Source organism: Castellaniella sp. (genome assembly GCF_034675905.1).
Taxonomy (GTDB): domain Bacteria; phylum Pseudomonadota; class Gammaproteobacteria; order Burkholderiales; family Burkholderiaceae_B; genus Castellaniella.
Genome location: NZ_JAUCCV010000002.1, coordinates 100,808 through 117,778 on the forward strand (window position 1 = coordinate 100,808; position 16,971 = coordinate 117,778).

Here is a 16,971-nt window from a genome sequence, read left to right on the forward strand (position 1 = left end):
CCATGCAAAGTTATACTCAGATTCAGTCGTCAAAGTCCATTCAAAGCTCGCTGGCGTTGCTGCTGAACAATGACCGCACTGCGCTCTCGAACAGTTCCGGCACCGCGTTCCCTACTGTCGGCATCGAAGTGGGTATGCAGTGCTACAGAGTTGACCAGAAAAAAATCTACCTGCTGACACGCACGTCCCCGCAGCCAGAGTGGATGCTGACGATGGATTTGTCAGCAGTGACCAACTTGGGCGACGAACCGCAAGCGCAAGCGCCACAGATCGCCTACATGGGCTTGGCGCGCAGAACCTCTGGCGACGACGGGGGCGCAATCTCGCTTGAGCGTCCCGAGTCTGGCTCCACACTGGCGGGCAACGTCGCGCTGCGCCTGAAGAAAGATCGACTGGAAATCTACGACCGCGGCACCAACACACGCGGCTTTTTCCTGGACTTCGACCAGGCGACGGCAGAAATCGCGGCAAAGATTTGGCACTCTGGCAATATGGGCGCAGCCAGCGGCCTGGACGCAGACTTGCTGGATGGCAAACAATCAGGCAACGCCGATGGCAACATCCCAGTAAACAATGGCGCGGTGAACAAAAACCTGAACGCCGAAATGCTTGACGGGCGCAAGTCGAACTTGTATGCCCTGCTGGCGAACCCGTCATTCACAGGCGCCCCCACAGCCCCCACAGCAGCAGCAAGCAGCAACACCGATCAGCTCGCCACAACGAAGTTCGTTCAGCGCGCGATGGCGTCTGTTGACTTGGGCTCAAAGGTCGCAAAGTCTGGCGACTCCATGCAGGGGCCACTTGACATTGAAGCTGGTTCGCTGGGTGTGTTTGGGTTCAACGGGAACTCAAACACCGGCGTTATCTACCTGAACGCCACGAAGAACAAATACCTCTACTTCGATGGCACGAAATACAACCTGCCAGACGCAGACCTGTGGGTGAAGGGGTCGCCAGTGCTGACGCAAGTCATCCTTGGCTTAGGCCCTGACAGAACGCAAGGCAGCGGCAACACCGGCTCAATAACCTACGAAACCTACAGAACCGGAAATGCCGTTCAGTTGCGCCGCGTCATCAGCTACAGCAATTGCAATTGCGCGTGTGCGTGCGATTGCAATTGCGGGAACAACTGACGATGAAAATTGCCTTCACAATTTGCGGTGATCGCACCCCCCGCATCGAGTCGATTCGCGTCGGAAAAGACGAGTTGCAGTTTACCGTCGACGGCGTGGTCCGCACCTTGACAAACGCACTGCTGTCTGAGTTCATTGGGCACAACGAGCGCTCAGAAATCAACAGTGTGTATGTGTTTTTGGGAGAGCATGGCGAGCTGATCCTGCGCAACAAGATGATGGAAAGCGAAGCGTCGCGCAGACCAGGTATGGTTTACCTGAAAAATCTGCAAACCAAGCTGCCAAACATTGGGCAGGTCTACCTCCCATTCACGAATGGCACGCTGAAAGACGCAGCAGTTCGCCTGAATGTCCCAACCCAAGCAGACATCGACGCACTAGGCGTCAAGGACTATACGCTTGTTGAGAACGACCACCACGCATATGTTGCCTTCAGCAACAGTGTCTACCCAAGCGTCACGACACGCGCTGTCAAGAGCAAGAACTACACGACCATTTTTGCCAAGGTCGTGCGTGGTGGAAAGCCGCTGAAGCGCTCGGGCATGAAGGTTTACGCTAAGACAGACGCGGGATACTTGAACCGCAGGTATGCAGTCACCGACAAAAATGGTGTTGCAGAGTTTAGGTTCGCCCCGATGCTGCTTGACCCAGGCGACAAAGCCACCGTGAAGATTGGCTTTCGCTACTACTCGAACCTGGACTCTGTCGAAATCACCGCATGATCAAATACAAAGACATTCCTGGCCAATACACGGTCGACAAGTTCCTTGCCATGCACTTTGGCGAAGACGAAGCGCGCCGCAAACTGGGCGGGCTGGATCGCAAGATCGACTACACAAAAAAGATTGCCTACGATCACGAAGCAATTCACCGCGAAATTTTCCAATTCTACGAGCGCGTCGGCGCACAGTTGTGGCGCTCCCGCGCAGATGCGCTTGCTCTTTACGGCGCGTCGCTCTACTACAACCCAGACAGCCCACAGTCAGAGTGGCATCGCGAAACGTTTGGCGCACCCAGATACCGGGAAATGACAAACGAGCAGTATTTCGGCGCGCCCTGCGCTGAGCGTGCTGCGGGCAAGCCGAAAAGCGACTACGTCGACCAGTTCGCGTTCAGACGTCGTCACCCCTATATCGAGAGCCACCTGCCGACGCTTAACGCCCTCTTCGACTCATTCAACTTCCCCATCGCGCGGGTCGCATCGCGAACCCTGAATGGGCTGTGCCAGATTGGCAATGGCTGGCACGTTGACTCTGCAGATTCGTATGTGCTGCAGCTCAACCTGTGCATCAACAACAACGGCATGTTTGGTCTGGAATACAAGACGGGCGAACTGTTCATCCCCGAGTCGGGCGAACTGTGTATCGTCAACACGTCGTTCTTGCACTCCACATACTGTCAGCAACGCTGCAACTACCAGCGCACCGCCCTGGTCATCAACATTTTGCCTTGGTATCACTACGACCCCACCGAGGACGGCTGGGAGCCCAATGAATACTTCGGGAAAATTCATCCATTCGACATGGTGACGCAAGGCATCATTCGCTTCGGGGACTAACATGCGCTTCACGCTACAGACCAAACACGCCAAGACAGGGCGTGAGAAAACATTCGTCTACGACAACATGGCGGGAACGCTGCACTACGAAAACGGGGCGCGAGTCCCCGTCGCGTCGATTGAAGACAGGCGCTTCAACAGAGATAGCAAAGCCACCGTGTTTGACCACGATAGCCCTGTAGGCAAAACCGCCAACGTGCAGGTGCTGAAAATCCAACTTGGACTATCGTGCAATTACTCGTGTGACTACTGCAGTCAGCGGTTTGTGCCGCGTGCAGACGAAACGTCGCGCAAGCAGGTTCAGCCATTTTTGGACAGTTTGTCGAAGTGGATGGTGGGCACGCCGCAGCGAATCGAGTTCTGGGGTGGCGAGCCACTGGTCTACATTAAGACGCTCGTTCCACTCGCCGAAGCACTGCGCGAGCAGTTCCCGAATACCACGTTTTTAATGATCACCAACGGATCGTTGTTGACCCCAGAAATCAACGAGTGGCTGGACCGCACAGGGTTCAACGTAGGTGTGTCGCACGACGGGCCTGGGCAGTTTGTGCGCGGGCCAGACCCGTTTGATGACCCCAAGAAGAAAGAAGCGATTCTTGACCTTTACAAGCGCTTGCGCCCGCAGGGTCGCATGAGTTTCAACTCGATGGTTAGTCGCAGCAACCTAGACCGCGCGGCGATCCAGCAGTTCTTCGTCGATCTGACCGGCGATCCAGAAGTCCCCATTGGGGAAGGCTCATTCATCGACGTCTACGACGAGGGTGGCGCACAAACAAGCATGAAGCAGACCGAGGAAAAGGCGCAGTTTCGCAAAATGACCCTCGATCAGCTTCAGGCGGACGCAATCGACAACTTTAGCATCACCAGAACCCGCCTAGATGAATGGGCTGACAGCATGGCATACGCCAGACCTGCGGAGGTTCTGGGCCAGAAGTGCGGGATGGATCGCCCAGGCCACATCGCGGTTGACCTGAATGGGAACATTCTGACTTGCCAAAACGTGTCCATCGTATCGTTCGCGCCCAATGGTGAGGGCCACAAGATCGGTCACGTCGACGACATCGAACACGCAGCGCTTGATACCGCCCGCCACTGGGCGACACGCCAGGAATGCTTGGAATGCCCTGTGCTACAGCTTTGCAAGGGCGCGTGCATGTTTCTTGAGGGTGACTACTTCTACCTGAGCTGCGAAAACGCGTATTCAGACCACGTCCCGTTCTTTGCCCGCGCGGTTGAATTGGCAACTGGCGGGTATGTCCCATATCGCATTGAATCCCCCACTCTGCCAGAGCATAGAAAGAATCTGTTCGAGGTCACCGAAGCAAAACCGGGCGCACCAAGGGTTGTCCCTAGAGTTTTGGGTTGAAATGTAAGTTACCACTTACTTACAATGGCCGTATTATTGATATGGATTAAACATGGCCAAGATCGTAATCACCGCAGGACATGCGACCGTCGACAGACCAGACTCAGGCGCGGTCTACAACGGTCGCAAAGAAAGCGAGGTGATGACCGCGTTTCGCAACATCGTCGCGCTCAAGCTGCGCCAAGCGGGCCACGAAGTCATCACTGACGGCGAAGGCAAAGAGAACCAGACGCTGAACACAGCGATCAGACTGATCAAAGCGCACAAGCCCGACTACGCCCTGGAATTCCACACGAACGCATCGACGAGTCCTGCAGCATCTGGCGTCGAGACGATTTCCCTCCCGAAAGACAAAGACATTTCGCGCCAGATCAGCCACGCAATCAGTCGCGTGCTGTCTCTGCGCGTGCGTGGCGACCGTGGCTGGATCGACCAGTCTCAGTCCGCGCGCGGCAAGCTCGGCTACGTCAACGCTGGCGGCATCATCGTCGAGACGTTCTTCATTTCGAGCCGACAAGACCTAGCGGTTTGGGAAGAAAAGCAGTGGTTGGTGGCAACCGAAATTGCCAAGCTCTTTGACGACAAACTCTAAGGTGACGCACATGAGCGGCTTATTTGACGTTTGCGACAGTCTTTTCGATGCAGGGTTTGACTGGTTATTCGCCACGAAGACTCGCGTGTTTGAAGTCTTCAACTTCACCCTCTTCTTTGCGTGGGCTGTCGCCGCGATGGTTGACCCCCGCATGTTTGCGTCTGCTGCATACGCGGGGTTCGGGGTTGCGGGATCGTCAGTTCTGGCAACGGGATTCCTAGCGATGTCGCTCATGTCATTGCTGGGCATCTTTAGCGCAAAGACTGATTCGCGCTTTCTTGGCGGCTACTCCCTATTTCTGTCTTCATTCGTCTGGGCGCTGGTCAGCGCTGGTTTCATCGTTGCATACCCCCCCCTTACGACTGCAATGGTTTTGTATCCACAGCTTTCGTTGCTGTGCTTCCTGGTCGGCAGAAAAGTAATCGCTGACAGCGCAAGGTATCGGGAAAAATGAACGAATCTCTGACGCCACAGGTCATTGCAGCATTACTGGGCGGCGCGGTGGGTTCGGTGCGCAACTTCACTCGCAAAGGCGAAAAACCGCGTCTCACCGAGGGCCTGATGAACCTGCTGGTGGGCGAAATTTTCGCTGCCGCTGCGGGGGTTTACTTCACCGGCAACGCGCATGTCGCGATGGCTGCGGTTGTGGGCTTGGGCGCCGGTGCTGTTGGTAGCTACGCCCTAGATGCACTGCAGGCAAGCATCCCAGAGGGCGTCAAGCTCGTTGTGACGGGGTGGGCTGAACGCATGGGCGGCAAGCAAAAGGATGAAGAGACGTGATCCCAAGTCTGTTATCTATCAAGACAGTCGCGCTGGTGGGCCTCACAGCCCTCGTGGTGGGTTTTTCTGCGGGGTATGTCACGAAGGGTCGCTTCGAGAGTGCGGAGCGCACCAGCGCCCTTTCTGACGCCCGCCAGGGCGATGTGAAGATTGTCGCCAGCGCAATTCAACGCGAACAGAGAATCGCTGATGCCATGCGCGGCAACGACACATTCTTTGCGCTACAGGACGAAGCCCTGGCGTCGCTTCCATCGTTTGTTGAGGTTCCCCATGAAAGTGCAAAAGTGGTTTGCCCTCGTGATCCTGTGCTTGACGACAGTCTTGTCGGGGTGCTCAACACCCGTCCCGACTGAACCCCTGCTAATTCCCCCGTCGCGGTCTATGGAGCGCAGCGTAGACGCGCCCAAGCTGCAACCAGGCGCAGATGGCAAAGTCAGGGTCTCTACCTTGGCGAAGGCATACAAGCAGCTGCAAAAAATGTATGCAGACCTGCAAATTCGAGATAACGACAAAATCGACTGGATCAGTGAGCGCGTCGCAGAACAACGCAAGCGCTTTGGCGTATCAACCAACTCCATAGGCAGCACGCATGGCTCGAAAGCAGCAGCAGAAAGTCCCGGCACTAAACAGAAATCGTCGTCAGCAAGTCCAAGCTGAAAACGACCCACGGTTTCGCCAAGACGAGCCAAGACCGATCCACCCAAAACGCAACACCGCGCCACTGATCGCCCAAACCGCGAAGCAGAAGCAATACATCGCGGCAATCCAAAACTTCGACGTCACCTTTGGGCTTGGCCCTGCAGGCACCGGGAAAAGCTATGTGGCAACGATGATCGCTGCAGACATGCTTGATCGGGGCGAAGTGGATCGAATCATCATCACCCGCCCAGCGGTTGAAAGCCAAGAAGAGTTTGGTTTTCTGCCGGGTGAGTTGGCCGACAAGTATGAGCCATACCTGGCTCCAATCAAGGAAATCCTTTACGAGCGTCTTGGTAAGGGGGCGACCGACTACTTCGTTAAATCCGGGCGTATTGAAGCTATCCCGCTGGCGTTCATGCGTGGCAGAACGTTCCGTGATGCCTTCGTGATCTTCGACGAAGCCCAAAACGCCACGCCAGGACAAATGAAGCTGTTCCTGACCCGCATCGGTGATAACTGCAAAGTTGTGATCGACGGGGACGCAGCACAGTCAGACATTCCCAACTCGGGACTCGTCGACGCGGCGAACCGCGTCTCCCACATCCCTTGCGTTCGGGTGATAACTTTTGACCGCAGTGATGTGGTTCGTTCCGGGTTCGTTTCAGAAGTGCTTGCAGCTTACGCAAGTGATTGATTTAAATAAACAAAAGAGGGACGCTTCGCTGTATCCGCACCCTCTTCCATTAGCTGGGCGGCAAGAGGAAAGCCAGAGTTATCACGATTTTGGCTTCCCCTCTATATCTAACCCTTCTTAAAACCTTAAACAACTAAGTTAAGGGCTGGCGGCAAAGTTATCACCGCCCTGTCAGCCTACTTGGCGTCTATACATTCCCTGCAATCACTTTGGGGGTGAAATGGAAATTCAAAAAGCGGTGCTTGGTGCGCTGCGCCACATACCGCCAGAAATCAGAGCGCTGGAACCAGAGCTTTACCTGTCGCGCTGGTGGGACTATCGAATGGAGCTGCCAGCGCGGGCAACAGAGCTGTTTATGCTGGCGTATGAGCGTGCATACAGGGATCAGTATGCCAAGGTCCAAGACGCGGTTACGGCGCCCACCGTGCCAGTTTTTGGCGTCACAGAGCTATTCGCGTCGGGTGGACTGATGCACTTTTGGCGCGCACGCCAGGAGGCTGACCGTCTCTGTTGTCGCTACGACTATTACCTGCGGTTCGCATTCAATCGAGCGTTTGAGCGCGGTTCGCGCTACCTGTTGCGCCCGAATCAGATTCTGTCAGAAGAGCTATCACTAGACTTGGAGGTGGCGTGGCTGGAAACCAAACGGCTGACGCTTCAGCTTGCCACGCACCCAATATATCTCCCGGGAAATTATTGCGGCATGCCAGAGCAAGATGACTACTTCCTATACTTGGTTGGTCAGATTCAGAGACGGTCGGTTCAAGACAGACTTCTGGCCCGCCTAGTCTTCAAAGACAGACTGATTCCCGCTGAAATCGCTGCCCAACACTTCGATGCAGAAGTTCTTGAGCGGGCTAGTTTTATCCAAAATTGTTAGTTACCACTCACTTACAAGAGGTCCAAATGTCCACACCTAACCCTACGTCAGTCGACAGCGTCCGCAAAGACCAACAAGCGGAACACCGTCGTCGCCTTACCTTGCCGAAAGACCCGTCCAGAAATACCGGTCACAAGCAGCCCTTCGTCGCCAAGGGCCACGACGCGATCTTGGAGCGCATTCAGAAGTCGGGCAAGACCGTCTTTATCCGTCTGATTTCAGGCGATCAATTGGCGGGAACGATCAAAGCGCGCGACCGCTACACCGTGACCGTTTTCAACGCAGCTAAAGGGACGGCAACAACCGTTTTCAAGCATGCTATTGAGACCTTCGAGGAAAGCAAAACCGTCGAGCAGGAGTAAGGGCGGATGTCGGCAGTTCCGGTTGCGACGTCGTCGCCAGCAGCGTTACCAACGATTTACGAATTCGACGAGGACTTTCAATCAAAGATTACCGCCCTGGTGCTGCGCGACACATCGTTCATGCAGCAGGTCGAGGGACTGATTCTCCCCCAGTATTTCGAGTCTGAAACCAACGCCGCCCTGGTCAACATGGGACTGCGGTATTTCGACAAATACCGCAAGTGCCCAGGCGACAAGACCATCATCGGCGACCTGATCAAGCACGACATCATATCTAAGGTCGTGTCCAAAGAGGTCGCGGCTGCGTCCATCATGTATGTCGCGGGCAAGGGTCGCACAGGCCTGTTCGACATCGACATTTCTGACCGCGACTACGTCATTGAGCAGGTTGCCCAGTTCGCCAAGCATCAGGCCATTAGTGCGGCGATTCTGGACTCTGTGGGCTTTCTGGACGCCCGCGACTTCGACCGTATCGAGGCGGCGATCACCAAGGCGGCGAACGTCGGGCGCAACGACGACGGTGGGTCATACGACTACACCGAAATGATCGAATCGCGCACCGAAGAGCGTCTGCTTCGCGCTGCCGGAAAATTGCCGCCAACCGGGGTCACTACAGGCTACCCAGAGATTGACAGGCTGCTGCACCAGCGCGGATGGGGTCGCAAAGAACTGTCTGTGCTGATGGGGCCAGCAAAGGGCGGGAAATCGACTGCCTTGCTGAACTTCGGGATCGCAGCGACAGCGGCAGTCCAACGCTACAACGTGCTGTATGTGACCCTGGAAGTGTCAGCAAAGATCACCGCTGAACGGGCTGACGCGCGGATCGCAGAAGTGGCGATGAACCAGCTTGGCGCGAACACCCACGCGATCAAAGCGGCGGTAGAGAAATTCAAGCTGAACTCAGGCAAGTTCATCATCCACGAATACCCAACCGGCGTCATGCGGGTATCTGACTTGCGTCGCTTACTTGAGCGCTACAAGGCAAAGGGGATCAAGTTCGACCTAGTGATCGTCGACTACGCGGACCTGATGCAGCCCGAGCGCGTCACTGACAACACCATCGAGAATTCAAAGAGCGTCTACGTCAACCTACGCGGCTTGGCCATGATGGAGGACGTTGCGGTGCTGACCGCCACACAGACGAACAGGGACGGCGCGAAGAAAGCTGTAGCGACGATGACCGACGTCGCCGAAGACTTCAACAAAATTCGCATTGCAGACGTCGTCATTTCCATCAACAGAACAGAGGAAGAAAAAGCGCTCAAGCAGGCCAGACTGTTTTTTGCCGCGTGTCGCAACCAAGCAGATGGGTTCAGTGTGCGTATCGCCCAGGAACTGGACAAGATGATCTTCATCAGCGAAGTGATCGGGGAAGAGTAATGGCGCTCAAACCCGAAATTCTCGAAGCCATCGAAGCACTACCAATCGAGGCATACCTTGACCGTGAAGGCATTGAGTATCGGGTTACGCACGGGTCGAGCGGAGAGCAGCTAAACCTAAAGGAATGTCCAGCGTGTGGGACAGCCAAGTGGAAAGTCTTTTTGAACCGCGACACGGGATTGGGCAATTGTTTTAGCGGAAGCTGCGAGGCGCGCTTCAACAAATTTTCGTTCATTCGCTTCAGTTCAGGGCTGGGCGGCAAGCGGCTTGACGACCATATCCTGCAGGTGGGGCGCGAGATAGGCTGGCGCCCCGCCCGAAAGTCCCTGGCTGTCGTCGCTAACGACCCGAAGACTTTGGTTCTGCCTGCGTCAGTCCCGCTGCCCGTCAACGGGCGCAATCTTGCGTATCTGACCAAGCGCGGGATCACCAAGGAAGCGACTGAATACTTTCACCTTCGCTACTGCCACGATGCGTTTTGGGATGCAGGCGACTACCTGATCGACTTTTCCAAGCGCGTCATCATCCCGGTCTTCGACCTGGACGGGAACATGGTGTCGTTTCAGGGGCGTGACATCACCGGGACTGCAGAGAAGAAGTATCGGTTTCCGAACGGGTTTTCGTCTACCGGCGAACACCTCTACAACGGTCACAACGTCGTCAGGGCGTCGCGGGCATGCGTGGGCGAAGGTGTGTTCGATGTGATCGCGACGAAGATCGCCTTGGATGCAGAGCCAGAATTACGTGATGTTGTCCCGGTCGGGACGTTTGGCAAACATATCGCTTTTGGCCAGATCAGCAAGTTCAGACAGCTGATGAAGCGTGGCCTCAAGCAAGTGACCATCATGTGGGACGGTGAGCCACAAGCGCTGATTGACGCAGTCAACGCAGGGTTAGAACTGCGCAAGATTGGTCTTGCAGTGCGTGTTGCTCAGCTACCGCTTGGTAAAGACCCAAATGAGGTATCGGAGGGCGAGATAATTCGCGCTTTCTATACTGCAATCAACCTAACACAACAAAGCGCAGTTTCCCTGCTCTTACGTTTCCAAAAATTGTTAGTTACCGCTAACTTACAATGACCTACAACCAATAGGATTTCACATGACAGATACCGCCCAGATTGACCAGATTGACGATGAAGTCGTGCAGGCAGCAGCGCATGGACTGATGGCGTTCCAAGACGATTTTCGCCGCAGTGTGTCGGGGTTGCTGGTTGAACATCACGTCCACCCGTTGATCGCGGCGCACATGCTGACCAGAGAAGCGTTGGTGCTGATCTGTTGCGCAATGTTCGAGGCGGAGGATTCGCCGTCGAACGATGACGTTCGCACGTTCTGGTCGACGATGATTGAACGGGTGCGATCCATCGAGTTGACCGACGAGGCGCTGAATGAATCGCGGGACAACATCGAAAAGATCATCGCCGACCAACCGACCGCATAATTTTCACACTGGCTGTAGCGCAGCTTGGTAGCGCATCTGTTTTGGGAACAGAGGGTCGCAGGTTCAAATCCTGCCAGCCAGACCAAGTTCATGGGGGCGTGTGCATCATCTAACTGCCGATGGCAGGTCCGTATGGCACCATCGGAACGGGTAACTATGTAGTCCCGTCGCCTCCACCAATTTCGAGAGAACAACGACATGGAAAAACTGCAATCCACGGGACAACCCAAGCTCACGGGCTACCGAGAGCTGTCTGAAGCCGAAGTTGACTTGATGAACGACATCAAGCTGACCGGCGAAGACATCGGTGCCCTTGTGGCAACCGTCGCTGCCCATCCCGACGCAGACCAGCGCTGGGTCGCAATTGCCCGCACTGAACTCCAACAGGGGCTGATGGCCCTGACGCGGGCGGTTGCACGCCCCACCAGCTTTTGACGTTCGATTTTGTGGCCACCAGCCAGTCTATCTGACCCGAGACTGCGGCCATGCAAGCACCCGAGCTGGAAGGTGATCTTGCCCTCTACCATGCAGCGAAAATCATCGGCGACTCGCGCCAGGGACATGGAAACTCGGAGAGACGCTTCGGAGAGACGAAGACTTGTTTGGTAGTCGCTTTCGTTGATGTCGGGTTAGCGCCGACACAGTCCTACGAGTTCACCTGATGTTAATACGCTGCTTTATGCGAACGACGAGGGCGACTACCAAACAGGGTTACAGAAATCCGCCCTTAGCTCAGTTGGATAGAGCAGTTGCCTTCTAAGCGACAGGTCGCAGGTTCGAGCCCTGCAGGGCGGGCCAAATGGAGAAAGCAATGAAGCCCCTCTACATTTTCGATCTTGACGGCACGTTGGCTGATCTGAGCCACCGCAAGCACTTCATCGGGTGTTCGCGCGGCGAACAGAAGTGGGATTCGTTCTACGCGCACTGTCACGCAGACGAGCCGATCTGGCCCGTGATCGACACGCTGAACGCGCTGAAAAGCAGTGGCGCAGACGTTTGGATTTTCAGCGGGCGCAGCGATTGGGTGCGTGAAGAAACGCGCTACTGGCTTGAGCTGAACACTGCGCTTACGGGGCGCGAGCTTGAAACCTGTCTCATGATGCGTCGTGACGGCGACTACACGCCCGACGATAAGCTGAAGGAATCGTGGCTGAACAACATGCTTGAAGTCGACCGCCAGCGTCTGGTCGCGGTATTCGATGACCGTGACCGCGTTGTCGCCATGTGGCGCGCCAACGGGGTTCGGTGCTTCCAGGTTGCGCCTGGATCGTTTTGACAAAATTTGAAGTAATCGCTCACTACAAGACGACTATGAACTCAATCGAAATTTTCGACGCCATCGAAGCAATCGCTGCGGTGTCTGGCAAGAAAGACAAAGAAGCGCTGATTGCCAAGTATGGCCAGGACCACGAATTCATGTGGGTCGTCAGGGCTGCGCTGGACCCGTTCGTGACCTATGGCATGCAGAAGGTTCCCGTTCGGACGCTCTTTGACAGCGAGAACGACGCTGCATGGCCGCGCGCCAAGGTGCTGCTGGGCGCGTTGGCATCGCGTCAACTGACCGGCAACGGCGCACAGGAGCAGACCAGACAGACTCTGGATGCGCTGGACGCGAAGAGTGCCGAGCTTCTGACACGCATCATCAAGAAAGACCTGCGCGCGGGCTTTGGTGCGTCTACGGTCAACAAGTGCTTCAAAGGTGCCATCGCGACATTCCCCTACATGCGCTGTTCGCTGCCCAAGGACACCGACTTTTCTAAGTGGGACTGGGAACGCGGTGTGATCAGCCAAGAAAAGGCTGACGGCATGTTCGTCAACATCAATGTCGAATCGACCGGAGTCACGCTAACTTCGCGCCAAGGCACGCCAATCCCGCAGGACTGCATCCAAGAGCTTGCCAAGGAAATGTTCGACCTGCTGCCGATGAACTGGCAGGCTCATGGCGAACTGCTGGTGCTGGACCCTGGCGGCAAAGTCTGTCCACGCGAAATCGGCAATGGCATTCTGAATAGTGTTGCCCAAGGCGGCGCAGTCCCAGAGGGCCACACGGTCATTTGCCATGTCTGGGACGGAATCCCGTTGTCAGAGGTCAAGTCGAAGAACAAGTTCAAGACTCCCTACATCAAGCGCTTCATGGGGTTGGCCAAGTCTGCTGACCACTGGCGCGGCACGCTGGTGTCCCCCATTGAAACCCGCGTGGTCAATTCGTTGGAAGAAGGGCTCGCCCACTACCGCGAACTTCTGGCCAAGGGCAAGGAAGGCACGATCCTGAAGAAGAAGGATGCAATCTGGAAAGATGGCACCAGCAAAGAGCAAATCAAGCTGAAGCTGGAAGTCGACGTCGAACTCAAGGTGGTGGGCTTCGAGGACGGCAAGGGCAAGAACGAAGCGACGTTTGGCTCCATCATCTGCCAAAGCAGCGACGACGCCCTGGTCGTGTCGGTGTCTGGCTTCACCGATGCTGAGCGCCAGCGCATTCACGATAATCGCGAATCGACGCTGGGCAACATCATGACGGTGCGGGCGAACTCGATCATGTTCTCCAGCACCGAGGGTAAGCCACACTCCCTGTTTCTGCCCCGCTTTGTAGAGTGGCGCGGAGACAAGACCGAGGCTGATTCCCTGCAGCGCATCAAGGATCAATTCGAGAGCGCCATCGCCGCATGACAATCAAGGAAATCAGGCAGCAACACCCGTTCCCCTGGACTGAGCTAATCGTCGGGGGAACAATTGTTGTAAAAGACGCGAACGGCATGCAGGTGGGCCTGTTGACCATCATCGAGTTCGTGAAACAGGTAACGGCAGGCATGGCAAAGGTGGCAAAGAGTGATGAACAGAGCGCAGCGTAGGGCGTCGGGAAAGCAGCACAAGCGCCCCATTCGCACGGGCGGGCGCATCCCCGCAGTGGTGAGGTTTGAAGCCATGTTGGGGCCGATTGAGCGTCTGCTGGACGAAATTGAATCTGATGGGACGGTCGCGATGGTAGGGTCGACGCCCGTTTTCCAGCCAGCGGGGCAATCCGAAGTCTGGTCGATCCCGTCAACCCTGCGCGGCATTGGCGAGAGCTTCGCGCACTGGGCCAAAGAGCGAAACCAAGACGCCCCGCTTGGTGGGCTTCGCCAATTGGCGAACAAGCTGGACGCCCAGATGCCGCTGACAGAGGGTGACATCACCAGGGCGCGGGCAGACTTAGGGATTGTCAGGCGCGCGGCGCTCTTCATCAAGCCGTCAGAAATCGAGTCGATGGTTCGCGCCGCACAGATCAAATCAGAGTTGAGTCTGGGGGCGACAAGAGGGTCGCAAAACACAGGGAGAGAGTCATGAGCCAGAAACCTTTTGCTTGGATGTATGCCGATGCGTTTGACGAACACTTCACGCGGGATCGCGCAGAATTTGAAACCCAGCCCGGTATCGAATCCTTTACGCCACTCTACGACCACCCACAAGAAGCTCCTTTCTGTGTCGAATGTGGCGATCAGATCACTGCGCACGATCCCGGTCTGTGTGGGGTGTGCAGCTCAACTAAGCGTGGTTACCGATGAAAGACTACGTTGCTGGGCAGGCTTATTGGCGCTACGAGGTTCCGCCGGAAAGGGGCGCGAAGTGTCTGCTACTGACCGTGGGCGGCGTCTGCATCGTGGGGCGTTGGTATGGTGAACTAGGCGAGAATTTTGTCGCTTGGAGCCCCATGCCGAAGAAGTAGTGGGCGGCAAAGAATCTTGGGACAAATTTGGGACACTTGGACTTCAAGGTCGTGGTAATTCGGGGTAGATTTTGGGATGGCATTTTTCAAAATTTCCCTATAAAATCAACGCAAGCCTAGTGTTTATACGGGTGGGTCGCGCCTTTACACGGCGTAGGTCGGGGGTTCGAGCCCCTCAGCACCCACCATCCCGGATGGCCGATTTACAATCTCCCCCATGAATCGCCCCGCCCATCCCCCTGGCTCGCTGCGTTGCGGCCTGGATACCCTCGATCAGTTCGACGAAATCATCGACGTGCGCACGCCGGCAGAATACGCCGACGACCACATCCCCGGTGCCATCAACGCCCCGGTGCTCAGCAACGAGGAACGCGTCCTGATCGGCACCATGTACGCCCAGGAATCACCGTTCAAGGCCACCCGCCTGGGGGCGGCCCTGGTCGCCCGGCATATCGGCGACTATCTGGAAACCCTGTTCGCCGACCGCCCGCGCAGCTGGCGGCCGCTGATCTACTGCTGGCGCGGCGGCAAACGGTCCGGCGCCATGACCACCTGGTTCAATCTGATCGGCTGGCGGGCGCGGCAGCTCGACGGCGGCTACAAGACCTGGCGGCGCCACGTGATCGACCACCTGGCCGATCAACCCGCCCGGCTGAACTGCATCGTGCTGACCGGCCCCACCGGGTCAGGCAAGACCCGTCTGTTGCAGGCGCTGGGACAGGCCGGCGCCCAGATACTGGATCTGGAAAGCCTGGCCTGCCATCGCGGGTCGCTGCTGGGCGATCTGCCCGCGCAACCACAACCCAGCCAGCGCGGCTTTGAATCCGTGCTGCTGCAGACCCTGGAAAACCTGGACCCTGACCGCCCGGTCTTCGTCGAGGCGGAAAGCCGCCGCATCGGCCAGTTGAGCCTGCCTGACAGCCTGCTGCAGGCTATGCACGGCGGGCGCTGCGTGCGCATCCAGGCGGCCCTGCCGCAACGCATTGCCTTTCTGCTGCAGGACTACGAACACCTGTTCCACGCCCCGGATGCCTTCAAGGACGTCCTGAGCCGCCTGATCGGCCTGCACAGCCGACAGACCATTCACGCATGGCAAGCCCTGATCGATACCGACCGGCGCGCCGAACTGTTCCAGGCGCTGGTGCAGGACCACTACGACCCAGCCTATCAGCGCAGCAGCCACGGCCACTATGCGGGGCTGACTATGGCGCCGACCTTCGACTACGACCCGACCGACCCCGACGGCCGCCGCCAGGCTGTCCAGCTGATGCATCAGCTGGATCTGGGCCACGCCGTCCTGGCCGATTGATTCCCGACATACCCGACCGCCCGCCTCCGCGAGGCGGCCGCCCTGGAGATTTCCTGATGACTGACCCCTCCATTCCCCGGCTGACATCCCTCTCGCACGGGGGCGGTTGCGGCTGCAAGATCGCGCCCGACGTCCTGGCGGATCTGATGCGCCATGCGCTGCCTGTCGGGCCGTTCCCCGATCTGCTGGTGGGCACGCAATCCTCGGATGACGCCGCCGTCTATCGCTTGAACGACGAACAGGCGCTGATCGCCACCACCGATTTCTTCATGCCCATCGTCGATGACCCGCATGATTTCGGACGCATCGCTGCCGCCAATGCGCTCTCCGATGTCTACGCCATGGGCGGACGCCCCATCATGGCTCTGGCCCTGGTTGGCATGCCGCTGAAATCCCTGCCGCACGAGACCATCGCCGCTGTGCTGGCGGGCGGCGCCGCCGTCTGCCAGCAGGCCGGTATCCCGATCGCCGGGGGACACTCCATTGACTCGGTCGAACCGATCTACGGCCTGGCAGTCATGGGCCTGGCGCACCCCGACCACATCAAACGCAACGATCAGGCGCAAGACGGCGACGTCCTGATCCTGAGCAAAGCGCTGGGCGTGGGCATTCTGTCGGCTGCCCTGAAAAAAGACTGCCTGGACGAGGCCGGCTACCAGGCCATGATCAGCAGCACCACCCGCCTGAATACCCCGGGCGCGCAGCTGGCTCTGATGCCGTCGGTCCATGCCCTGACCGACGTGACCGGCTTCAGCCTGCTGGGCCATACCCTGGAAATGTGCCGGGGGTCGGGACTGCGCGCCGAGCTGGACTACGCCGCCCTGCCCTGGCTGGAACCGGCCCCCGCCCTGGCGCGCCAGGGTATCCAGACCGGGGCGTCCGGACGCAACTGGACCGCCTGCGGGGCCAATGTCACGCTGGATGCCGCCCTGCCCCCTGAAGCCCAGGCCCTGCTGACCGATCCGCAGACCTCCGGCGGATTGCTGGTCGCCTGCGCCGCCGATGCCGCTGACGACATCCTGGCCCTGCTGCGCGCCGATGGCTTCAGCCAGGCCGCCCGCATCGGGCGCTTGACTGCCGGCGCACCGCATATTCAGGTATCCTGAAACCCGTTCCCCGTACCAGGAGCCCT

The 16,971-nt window shown here is 57.4% G+C and carries 22 protein-coding genes and 2 tRNA genes; all 24 read left to right on the forward strand.

Annotated elements, in window-relative coordinates; translation table 11 throughout:
* Positions 1-2: 2 nt before the first annotated feature.
* The 24 genes from VDP79_RS01600 to selD all read left to right on the forward strand — a co-directional run bounded on the left by VDP79_RS01600 (position 3) and on the right by selD (position 16,945).
* Positions 3-1,133 (forward strand): hypothetical protein, encoded by a 1,131-nt coding sequence (locus VDP79_RS01600; protein WP_323016494.1) that lies wholly within the window; start codon positions 3-5, stop codon positions 1,131-1,133.
* Positions 1,134-1,135: 2 nt separating this feature from the next.
* Positions 1,136-1,855: a hypothetical protein gene (locus VDP79_RS01605; RefSeq protein ID WP_323016495.1), complete on the forward strand. Its 720-nt coding sequence runs from the start codon at positions 1,136-1,138 to the stop codon at positions 1,853-1,855.
* On the forward strand, positions 1,852-2,691 hold the full coding sequence (locus VDP79_RS01610) for a hypothetical protein (RefSeq protein ID WP_323016496.1): 840 nt from the start codon (positions 1,852-1,854) through the stop codon (positions 2,689-2,691). The genes VDP79_RS01605 and VDP79_RS01610 overlap by 4 nt, the downstream gene beginning before the upstream one ends.
* A gap of 1 nt (position 2,692) precedes the next feature.
* Positions 2,693-4,057 (forward strand): radical SAM/SPASM domain-containing protein, encoded by a 1,365-nt coding sequence (locus VDP79_RS01615; RefSeq protein ID WP_323016497.1) that lies wholly within the window; start codon positions 2,693-2,695, stop codon positions 4,055-4,057.
* A gap of 52 nt (positions 4,058-4,109) precedes the next feature.
* Positions 4,110-4,649, forward strand: a complete 540-nt coding sequence (locus tag VDP79_RS01620; RefSeq protein ID WP_323016498.1) for an N-acetylmuramoyl-L-alanine amidase — start codon at positions 4,110-4,112, stop codon at positions 4,647-4,649.
* A 10-nt stretch (positions 4,650-4,659) separates the two neighbouring features.
* Complete coding sequence (locus tag VDP79_RS01625; RefSeq protein ID WP_323016499.1) at positions 4,660-5,103, forward strand: hypothetical protein; 444 nt, start codon at positions 4,660-4,662, stop codon at positions 5,101-5,103.
* On the forward strand, positions 5,100-5,429 hold the full coding sequence (locus tag VDP79_RS01630) for a hypothetical protein (RefSeq protein WP_323016500.1): 330 nt from the start codon (positions 5,100-5,102) through the stop codon (positions 5,427-5,429). The genes VDP79_RS01625 and VDP79_RS01630 overlap by 4 nt, the downstream gene beginning before the upstream one ends.
* Positions 5,426-5,782 carry a hypothetical protein gene (locus tag VDP79_RS01635; protein ID WP_323016501.1) on the forward strand — a complete coding sequence of 119 codons (357 nt, stop codon included), beginning with the start codon at positions 5,426-5,428 and terminating at the stop codon, positions 5,780-5,782. Before VDP79_RS01630 ends, VDP79_RS01635 begins: the two co-directional genes overlap by 4 nt.
* A gap of 236 nt (positions 5,783-6,018) precedes the next feature.
* Positions 6,019-6,762 (forward strand): PhoH family protein, encoded by a 744-nt coding sequence (locus VDP79_RS01640; RefSeq protein WP_323016502.1) that lies wholly within the window; start codon positions 6,019-6,021, stop codon positions 6,760-6,762.
* A 220-nt stretch (positions 6,763-6,982) separates the two neighbouring features.
* Positions 6,983-7,642, forward strand: coding sequence for a hypothetical protein (locus VDP79_RS01645; RefSeq protein ID WP_323016503.1), 660 nt, complete (start codon positions 6,983-6,985; stop codon positions 7,640-7,642).
* A 26-nt stretch (positions 7,643-7,668) separates the two neighbouring features.
* Positions 7,669-8,004, forward strand: coding sequence for an RNA chaperone Hfq (locus VDP79_RS01650; RefSeq protein WP_323016504.1), 336 nt, complete (start codon positions 7,669-7,671; stop codon positions 8,002-8,004).
* 6 nt (positions 8,005-8,010) lie between these two features.
* Complete coding sequence (locus VDP79_RS01655; protein WP_323016505.1) at positions 8,011-9,384, forward strand: DnaB-like helicase C-terminal domain-containing protein; 1,374 nt, start codon at positions 8,011-8,013, stop codon at positions 9,382-9,384.
* A complete protein-coding gene (locus VDP79_RS01660; protein ID WP_323016506.1) occupies positions 9,384-10,463 on the forward strand; it encodes a hypothetical protein in 1,080 nt (359 codons plus the stop codon). The genes VDP79_RS01655 and VDP79_RS01660 overlap by 1 nt, the downstream gene beginning before the upstream one ends.
* 22 nt (positions 10,464-10,485) lie before the next feature.
* Positions 10,486-10,827 (forward strand): hypothetical protein, encoded by a 342-nt coding sequence (locus VDP79_RS01665; protein ID WP_323016507.1) that lies wholly within the window; start codon positions 10,486-10,488, stop codon positions 10,825-10,827.
* Positions 10,828-10,835: 8 nt separating this feature from the next.
* Positions 10,836-10,912 (forward strand) — tRNA-Pro (locus VDP79_RS01670).
* 113 nt (positions 10,913-11,025) lie between these two features.
* A complete protein-coding gene (locus VDP79_RS01675) occupies positions 11,026-11,262 on the forward strand; it encodes a hypothetical protein (RefSeq protein ID WP_323016508.1) in 237 nt (78 codons plus the stop codon).
* A 286-nt stretch (positions 11,263-11,548) separates the two neighbouring features.
* Positions 11,549-11,625 (forward strand) — tRNA-Arg (locus tag VDP79_RS01680).
* Positions 11,626-11,638: 13 nt separating this feature from the next.
* Complete coding sequence (locus VDP79_RS01685) at positions 11,639-12,103, forward strand: hypothetical protein (protein ID WP_323016509.1); 465 nt, start codon at positions 11,639-11,641, stop codon at positions 12,101-12,103.
* Between the two features lie 35 nt (positions 12,104-12,138).
* Entirely contained in the window at positions 12,139-13,494 is a 1,356-nt protein-coding gene (locus tag VDP79_RS01690; RefSeq protein ID WP_323016510.1) for a hypothetical protein, read from the forward strand.
* Positions 13,491-13,676: a hypothetical protein gene (locus VDP79_RS01695; protein WP_323016511.1), complete on the forward strand. Its 186-nt coding sequence runs from the start codon at positions 13,491-13,493 to the stop codon at positions 13,674-13,676. Before VDP79_RS01690 ends, VDP79_RS01695 begins: the two co-directional genes overlap by 4 nt.
* A gap of 73 nt (positions 13,677-13,749) precedes the next feature.
* Positions 13,750-14,151 (forward strand): hypothetical protein, encoded by a 402-nt coding sequence (locus tag VDP79_RS01700; RefSeq protein WP_323016512.1) that lies wholly within the window; start codon positions 13,750-13,752, stop codon positions 14,149-14,151.
* On the forward strand, positions 14,148-14,369 hold the full coding sequence (locus VDP79_RS01705) for a hypothetical protein (RefSeq protein WP_323016513.1): 222 nt from the start codon (positions 14,148-14,150) through the stop codon (positions 14,367-14,369). Before VDP79_RS01700 ends, VDP79_RS01705 begins: the two co-directional genes overlap by 4 nt.
* Positions 14,370-14,747: 378 nt before the next feature.
* Positions 14,748-15,839 (forward strand): tRNA 2-selenouridine(34) synthase MnmH, encoded by a 1,092-nt coding sequence (mnmH, locus tag VDP79_RS01710; RefSeq protein ID WP_323016514.1) that lies wholly within the window; start codon positions 14,748-14,750, stop codon positions 15,837-15,839.
* Between the two features lie 56 nt (positions 15,840-15,895).
* On the forward strand, positions 15,896-16,945 hold the full coding sequence (gene selD / locus VDP79_RS01715) for a selenide, water dikinase SelD (RefSeq protein ID WP_323016515.1): 1,050 nt from the start codon (positions 15,896-15,898) through the stop codon (positions 16,943-16,945).
* Positions 16,946-16,971 lie beyond the last annotated feature (26 nt).